We start from the raw sequence: 6,511 nt of genomic DNA on the forward strand, positions 1-6,511 counted from the left end.
CGCAGCTTGCGGCTGTGGAGGCTTGCGCCGCCGTCCTGCGAGAGGCGTTCCAGCGTTTCAATCCCTATACGGATGTGCTCACTGATGGCGCGTTCGTAGAACCGGTTCGCCGCGCCTGGAAGCTTGATCTCGCCGTGCAGCGGCTTGTCGGAAACGCACAGCAGCGTCCCGTAAGGCACGCGCAGGCGGAAACCGTTGGCCGCAATCGTCGCGCTTTCCATGTCGATCGCCACTGCCCGGCTTTTGTTGAACCGGCGCGCCGAGGCACTGAAGCGCAGCTCCCAGTTGCGGTCGTCCGTCGTCACCACCGTGCCGGTACGCAGGCGCTTTTTCAGCGCGTCGCCCTGCTCGCCGGTCACCGCCGCTGCCGCAGCGGCCAGCGCCACCTGAACCTCCGCAATCGGCGGCACCGGAATCTCCGGCGGCAGCACTGAGTCGAGTACATGGTCCTCGCGCAGATAGGCGTGCGCCAGCACATAGTCGCCGATCTGCTGCGAATGGCGCAGGCCTCCGCAATGACCCACCATCAGCCAGACCTGCGGGCGCAGTACGGCGAGGTGGTCGGTGATCGTCTTGGCATTCGACGGGCCTACGCCGATATTCACCAGCGTGATGCCGGCGCCGTCCTTCGCGCGCAGGTGATAGGCCGGCATCTGGAAACGCCGCCAGGGCGAGGCTTCGATGGCCGCCCGGCTTTCCGCGTGCGGCTGCACGATCTCCAGGCCGCCGGGCACTGACAGCGAACCATACCGCGTATGCCCGCCTAACTGCGTCAGCGCCCAGTCGCAGAAGGCATCGACATAGCGGTGATAGTTCGTGAACAGAACATAATGCTGGAAATGGTCCACCGGCGTACCGGTATAGTGCTGCAGCCGCTTCAGCGAAAAATCCACTCGCTGCGCATCGAACAGTGAAAGCGGGCGCACGTCATGCGGATCGAACAGTTCGCCGTCCGCAATCTCGTCGCCGATCTGCGTCAGCTTCGGCGACGGAAACCACCGCACCAGCTCCGCCGGCGCGATCTCCTCAAGCCCCGCCGCCTGCGAGGGGTCCCAGACATAAGCATAGGGGATCTCGGAATTCGACCGCTCGACGTGCACGTCCACGTCATAGTCACGCATCAGCGGCGTCAGCTGCTCGATCAGATAGGCCCGGAAAAAATCCGGCCGCGTGACGGTCGTCACATAGACGCCCGCTTCAGACATCTTGCCGAAAGCCCGAGAGATCGGCGGCGGCGGGCCGTCAGGGTTGTAGACCAGCCGGATCTGCGGATAGCAGAATACCCCCCCCGCACGGGCCTCGCCATCAGGCGGCGTGCCGTCATGCAGGAAACGGTTCAGGGCTTCGGAAAGGGCGGAGCAGGCCTCAACATAGAGCGCCTCGAGCGCGTCCACGATAGCCTTGGGAGAAGTGAGTTTTGACATGGCACCCATTCGCGCGGGTTGCGGGCGAAGTCAATTCCCAGGCTTCTTTCTCCCCGTCCGGGTGCGGGAGAGGCCGCGGGCGAGGGCATTTTGTCCCGCCAGGCGAATCGTCTGCGTTTATGCACCCCAACCCCCAACCCCTCGCGTGAACCAGGGGAGCGGCGTCACCAGATCACCCGAACCCTCCGCACCCCGCCCTCCACCATCAGCGGCCAGAGCGCCCAAACCAGAGCATATACGCGGTCAGGGCTGCCGGCCTCCTTGCGCCGTGCCGAAGCGGCAGTCTGGTCTTCCAGCATGTTAAGATGCCGGCGTGGTGGACGCGGCCTTGCTGGCAGAGGGCGGCGATGGGCTGGGCGCGGCCGCGACTGCCGATGCGGGCGGAGACGAGGCGCACCGGGCGCTCTGCCCTGTCGAAAGTCTTCATTACTATGTCCTTTGCCAGCGCTGCCCGCTTGCTTCGTCCAGGACGCTCAGCCTCTCGATCTCATCGACCAAGTCATCTCGCCAATCATCCGTATGCGTTCCATTGTCATCATTCACCAGTTTAAGCGGCGCCGCTTTCGGGCGCGCCGGACTGGATTTGCAAAGCGCGGCGGCTTTCTTTGCGGCCGCCAGGTCCCCGCTCAGCAGGGCGTCTGCGCGAGGGACCTGCAGCGCTTCCTGAATGAGGTGCTCGCGCTCGCCGGGCTTTCACGGCGTGCGCAGGCCGTTCACCCCGAGGTACCGAAGGTTCGGTGCGGGGTCCGCGGCAATCTGCGCGGCCATCAGCTCTGCACTCCATCCATTGATGAAGCCGAGCCAGAGTTGACGGAGCGCGCGGCCGCTGACGGAGTGAAGGCGCGATAAGGGCCGGGAGATCGTCTCAGGTTTTGTCATGCCCGGAGAATAATCCCGCGGATCACCCCAGCCGGAATCGCGCGGGCGGATCGCCTGTGGACACGGGCGAACCTGCAGGACCAGAGGCTAATTTTCGCCTGCATCCGGAGGGCTTTTCTGGCCCGCGCCTCTATTGTCATTAACTTGACAGAGTTTACCGGCAAGATGTGTTCTCTGCCCACAAATTCACAAAGGGGAATACCATGACCAAAACACGATTTGCGCTCGCCGCCGCAGCTTCCACGCTCGTCCTGGCCGGCTGCCAGTACTGGCCGTGGAAGGGCGATACCACCTCGACTGCCGCGCCGATCGAAGCCGAGAAGCCGGTCGCCGTCACCGCCGAGGAAACCGTTACGCCGGAGGCTGCACCGGTGGAGGGAACCGAAACCTGCGATGTGCTTGAGAGCCGCGGCTGGGAAGCCTGGGTCAACCGGATGCCGGGGCCAGGCGCTGTGCCGACGATCCATGTGATCGGCAAGGTCGATGTGCGCACCGGCGGCTACACCTTCGACTGGAAGAAAGGTCCGACCGACCGTTCCGCGATGCCGGCGCTGCGCCTGAAACTCATCCCGAAAGCGCCCGGCGGCGCGGCGACGACGGCGATCACAACCGAAGACGTGAAATACGAGGCGCCGGCCAGCAGCCTCAAATATAGCCGCGTCATCATCAGCTGCGGCGCCACCACGCTGGGCGAAATCGCCGGGATCATGGACGTGCAATAGTGCGCTTGGCTGTCATCCTGGCGGGCGCGGGCCTCTCTGCGCTCGCGGCCTGCTCACCAGCAGAGGATACCCCGGCGCTGCCGGCCGGGCCGTCTGCCAAAACGGCGGAGACGCCCTATGGCCCGTCGCCGGACGCAGTCGAGGGCGAGCCCCTCGATGCGACCATCATCGACGAGGCGACCTGGAGCGGGCCGGACATGCCGCAGACCGCGCGGCTGATCGTCGAGGTGCGCGACATCACCCGTCCGCCCGAAGGCGGAGACCTTGTTCTCAAGGCGGAGTTTCCGGTCACTTGCGGCTCGCCCGCGGCCTGCTCGGGCACGGTATCGAAGTTTGACCTGATCCCCGGCAGCAACCTCGTCCTGCGCACGCGGATACAGGATGGCTACGCGATCCTGCTGGCCTTGGACGGCGATGCCGACATTGCCGATACCGGCCAAACGGCAGGGCTGGACGTGGCGTTGTTCAATCCGGAGGATCTTGCGCGCGGTATTCCCCGGCCGATGATCTCACCTGGCAGGACGGCCCATGTCTGCGGCGGCGAGGCGGTAACGATCGCCGTCGAAGCGGGCACAGCCTATCTTACCTTCTCGGATGGCAACAGCGTGCGGCTGGACAAGCAGGAGACGGCTACAGGCGCAAGCACGCAGTTCTCCAACGGGTGTTTCGTGGTCGAGCAATCGGGCGAGGCCATCCGCTTGGGCCGGGGACGCGCAACCCCGATGGCCATCACACTGGCACCCTAGGGGTTCAGGGCACGGGACTTTTCTAATGCGCCTCGTACGGGGCGGCCGGATCGGCCCTCACGGGATCGGCCAGGATGAAACTGGCTTCTCCGTAAATCGTGAGGCGCGGCAGGTCGAGCGCATCGATACGGCTGCGGGCGCTGTGGATGAGGCAGGCTTTCTCGAGGTGCTGCAGCAGGCGGTTGGTCCATTGGCGCGAGGCCATAATCAAGAGCGCGAGCTGATCCTCGCGTGATCGGCGAGATGGTGCGCGAGGTGACGCGCTCGGCCTGCACATTCGAGGCGAGGTCCACGAGCCGGCGCGCCAGGCGCTGCAGCTGCGTGAAGGCGAGATGTTCGATGATGTGCGAACAGAGCGCGCGCAGGGTGGCGCGTTCCGGCGCGATCATCTGGGACAGCGAGTACACATCGTTGAGGAAAATCCGGCGCACCGCTGGCAGCGCCAGGTGCAGAACCTCGCAAGGCTGGCTGGCGACGACATTGGACGTGTAATTCTGACCCTCCATGCAGGCGAGGAAACCCGTCCACTCTCCGGCCCGGTGCATGCCGACTGGAATATCCAGCCCCGCAAGGGTGGTACCGATGACCTGAGCTTAGCCGCTGACGATTCCGAAGAGACCGGTCGCGGGATCACCCGGGCGGAAAAAATGCTTGCCGCGCTTGAGCTTCAGCCGGACGACGCTGCGCAGGATCTTCTTCCTGCATGGCTTCCGGCAGGCCGGAGAACCAGAGGCTCCCTTTGGGATCGAATTGGGCTTTGGTCTGCATCGCACACCCCCCCTTGGAAAGGAGGCTAGCGCCCGGGCCCTGACTGTCAATCGCACAACAGTGCAATTCTGCTTCGAAAGATAGAAATCCCCTGATCCGCAAAAGTTGCCACCGGGAACAACGGGTCTTTCATCAAGTTCGCACTTGCGCGAGTACCCGCGGCTGGCGGTGCAGCCGGGAAAATTATTCGACAAAATTGCCGGCGATGGATAGAAATGCGGCCATGCCGGAAGAATGAGGAACTCAGGAATGATACAGACCCATGTTCTCAGAAATTTCATTTTTCCGCTTTGTTCCGCCCTTGCGCTGACTGGGGTTTCGGCCTGTTGCCTCACGCCCGGCGGCAAGGCACCGGTGGCAGGCGCCGCGGCGCTGGCGCCGTCTGCTCTGCCGACCGTTACAGGCACGGCGACCTACCGTGAACGGATGATGGCGCCGCCGGGCTCTGTGCTGAAGGTGGTTTTGCAGGATACGTCTCTGGCGGACGCGGCGGCGGTCAACCTGGCCGAATGGAGCGCGCCGCTGGATGAGGGCGGCGTGCCGAAAGCGTTCACACTGACGCCTGCGAAGGCGATGGACCCGCGCATGACCTATACGGTGCGTGCGACAATCCTCGGGCCGGGCGCCGAACTGCTGTGGACGAGCGATACGGTGAACCGTGTTCCGGTGGGCCCGGCGAACCCCATCGACATGGGCGAACTGGTGATGGTGAAAGTGACGCCTTATGAAGCGCCGGCATCGCCGCTGGGCGGCGGCGAGTGGATCATCGGATCAATTGGCGGGGCGGCCGTGACCGGCAATAATCCGCCGACGATCAATTTCGGCGATGATGGCCGCGTCACCGGGTTCGGCGGCTGCAACCGCTTCATGGGCGACTATACGCAGGACGGCGCGAAGATCACCTTCTCGGCCGTCGCGATGACGATGATGGCCTGCATGGACGACAACTCAAATGCGCGGGAATCTGTGCTCGGCTCAGCGCTGACCGGGGATGCGACCTATGCCATCGACGGCGACGGCAAGCTGGTGATCAATACCGCGAATGGAGCGGAGATCACCGCGATGCAGGCACCGGACGTGACACTGGCCGGCACGAGCTGGACCGTGGACGCCATGGGCGGCGTGGCAGCCGTGTCCGGCAAGGCGCCGAGCATCACCTTTACCGACGACGGACAGATAAACGGCACGACCGGGTGCAACCGTTTCTTCGGCGGCTATGCGCAGGACGGCGGCAAGGTGACCTTCACCGGCGTCGGCATGACCAAGATGGCCTGCATGGGCGAAGGCTTAATGCAGCAGGAAATGCAGTTCACCTCTATCCTCTCTGGCGGGGCGGCGGCGCGCGTGGACGCGGGCGGGAAACTGACGATCATGGGCGAACAGGGCGTCGGCTTTGTCGCGGTGCCGGTGCTGAGCGCCGACGCGCCGGTGGGCGACCCTGCCCTGCTGCAGGGCGCGGCCTGGATCGTTGAGGACCTCAACCGGATGGGCGTGATCGACAATTCGCGCCTGACGCTGGCATTCGGTTCGGACAGGCGTGTGAGCGGCTCAACCAATTGCAACAGTTTCAGCGGCACTTATGCCGTGGAAGGAGGCAAGCTGACCCTGTCACCTCTGGCCATGACGGGGCGGGCGTGCATGGCGCAGGCGCTGTCGAATCAGGAGACGCGGTATGTCGGCGCGCTGTCGGGCGAGCTGGGCTGGCGGTTTGCCGAGGACGGCGCGCTGGTGCTCACCGGGGATGAGGATACGCGGGTGTTGTTGCGGCGGTAGGGATCGCGGGAAAAGTCCCTATCCGCCGATCACGCCGCCCTCCGTCCGGGTTATGACCATTACGCTGGGGCGCGGAGGTGACGCCTCGCCGAAATCGGGCCAGCGGGTGGTGGGGGATTCGTAGCTGGCGCCTTCGCCGTCGCCGGGGTGCTGGATCGCAAGGAAGAGGGTTTCGCCGCCCGGCGTGAAGCAGGGGCCG

Annotated in this window: 8 protein-coding genes; 4 read left to right on the forward strand and 4 right to left on the reverse strand. The window is 64.7% G+C overall.

The window, feature by feature from the left end; all coding sequences use genetic code 11:
• Positions 1-1,433: AMP nucleosidase (locus WEA77_RS03575; protein WP_368066490.1), on the reverse strand; the 1,433-nt coding region annotated here is incomplete at its 3' end.
• Between the two features lie 684 nt (positions 1,434-2,117).
• A complete protein-coding gene (locus WEA77_RS03580; RefSeq protein WP_368066491.1) occupies positions 2,118-2,303 on the reverse strand; it encodes a hypothetical protein in 186 nt (61 codons plus the stop codon).
• Between the two features lie 203 nt (positions 2,304-2,506).
• Here WEA77_RS03580 and WEA77_RS03585 point away from each other — a divergent pair, with 203 nt between their 5' ends.
• Positions 2,507-3,025: a hypothetical protein gene (locus tag WEA77_RS03585; RefSeq protein WP_368066493.1), complete on the forward strand. Its 519-nt coding sequence runs from the start codon at positions 2,507-2,509 to the stop codon at positions 3,023-3,025.
• The gene (locus WEA77_RS03590; RefSeq protein WP_368066494.1) at positions 3,025-3,771 is read left to right on the forward strand and encodes a hypothetical protein; all 747 of its coding nucleotides are present in this window, start codon (positions 3,025-3,027) and stop codon (positions 3,769-3,771) included. The genes WEA77_RS03585 and WEA77_RS03590 overlap by 1 nt, the downstream gene beginning before the upstream one ends.
• 22 nt (positions 3,772-3,793) lie before the next feature.
• On the opposite strand, the gene WEA77_RS03595 is transcribed toward WEA77_RS03590, so the two are convergent.
• Positions 3,794-3,982, reverse strand: a complete 189-nt coding sequence (locus tag WEA77_RS03595; RefSeq protein ID WP_368066495.1) for a hypothetical protein — start codon at positions 3,980-3,982, stop codon at positions 3,794-3,796.
• A 121-nt stretch (positions 3,983-4,103) separates the two neighbouring features.
• Here WEA77_RS03595 and WEA77_RS03600 point away from each other — a divergent pair, with 121 nt between their 5' ends.
• Both WEA77_RS03600 and WEA77_RS03605 read left to right on the forward strand, forming a co-directional pair.
• Complete coding sequence (locus WEA77_RS03600; protein WP_368066496.1) at positions 4,104-4,568, forward strand: hypothetical protein; 465 nt, start codon at positions 4,104-4,106, stop codon at positions 4,566-4,568.
• Between the two features lie 325 nt (positions 4,569-4,893).
• Positions 4,894-6,312: an META domain-containing protein gene (locus WEA77_RS03605; RefSeq protein WP_368066497.1), complete on the forward strand. Its 1,419-nt coding sequence runs from the start codon at positions 4,894-4,896 to the stop codon at positions 6,310-6,312.
• Between the two features lie 18 nt (positions 6,313-6,330).
• On the opposite strand, the gene WEA77_RS03610 is transcribed toward WEA77_RS03605, so the two are convergent.
• A partial coding sequence (locus WEA77_RS03610) for a hypothetical protein (protein WP_368066498.1) occupies positions 6,331-6,511 on the reverse strand: 181 nt, incomplete at its 5' end.

The sequence above is a fragment of the Hyphomonas sp. genome (genome assembly GCF_040882205.1).
In the GTDB taxonomy this organism is placed as follows: Bacteria; Pseudomonadota; Alphaproteobacteria; order Caulobacterales; family Hyphomonadaceae; genus Hyphomonas.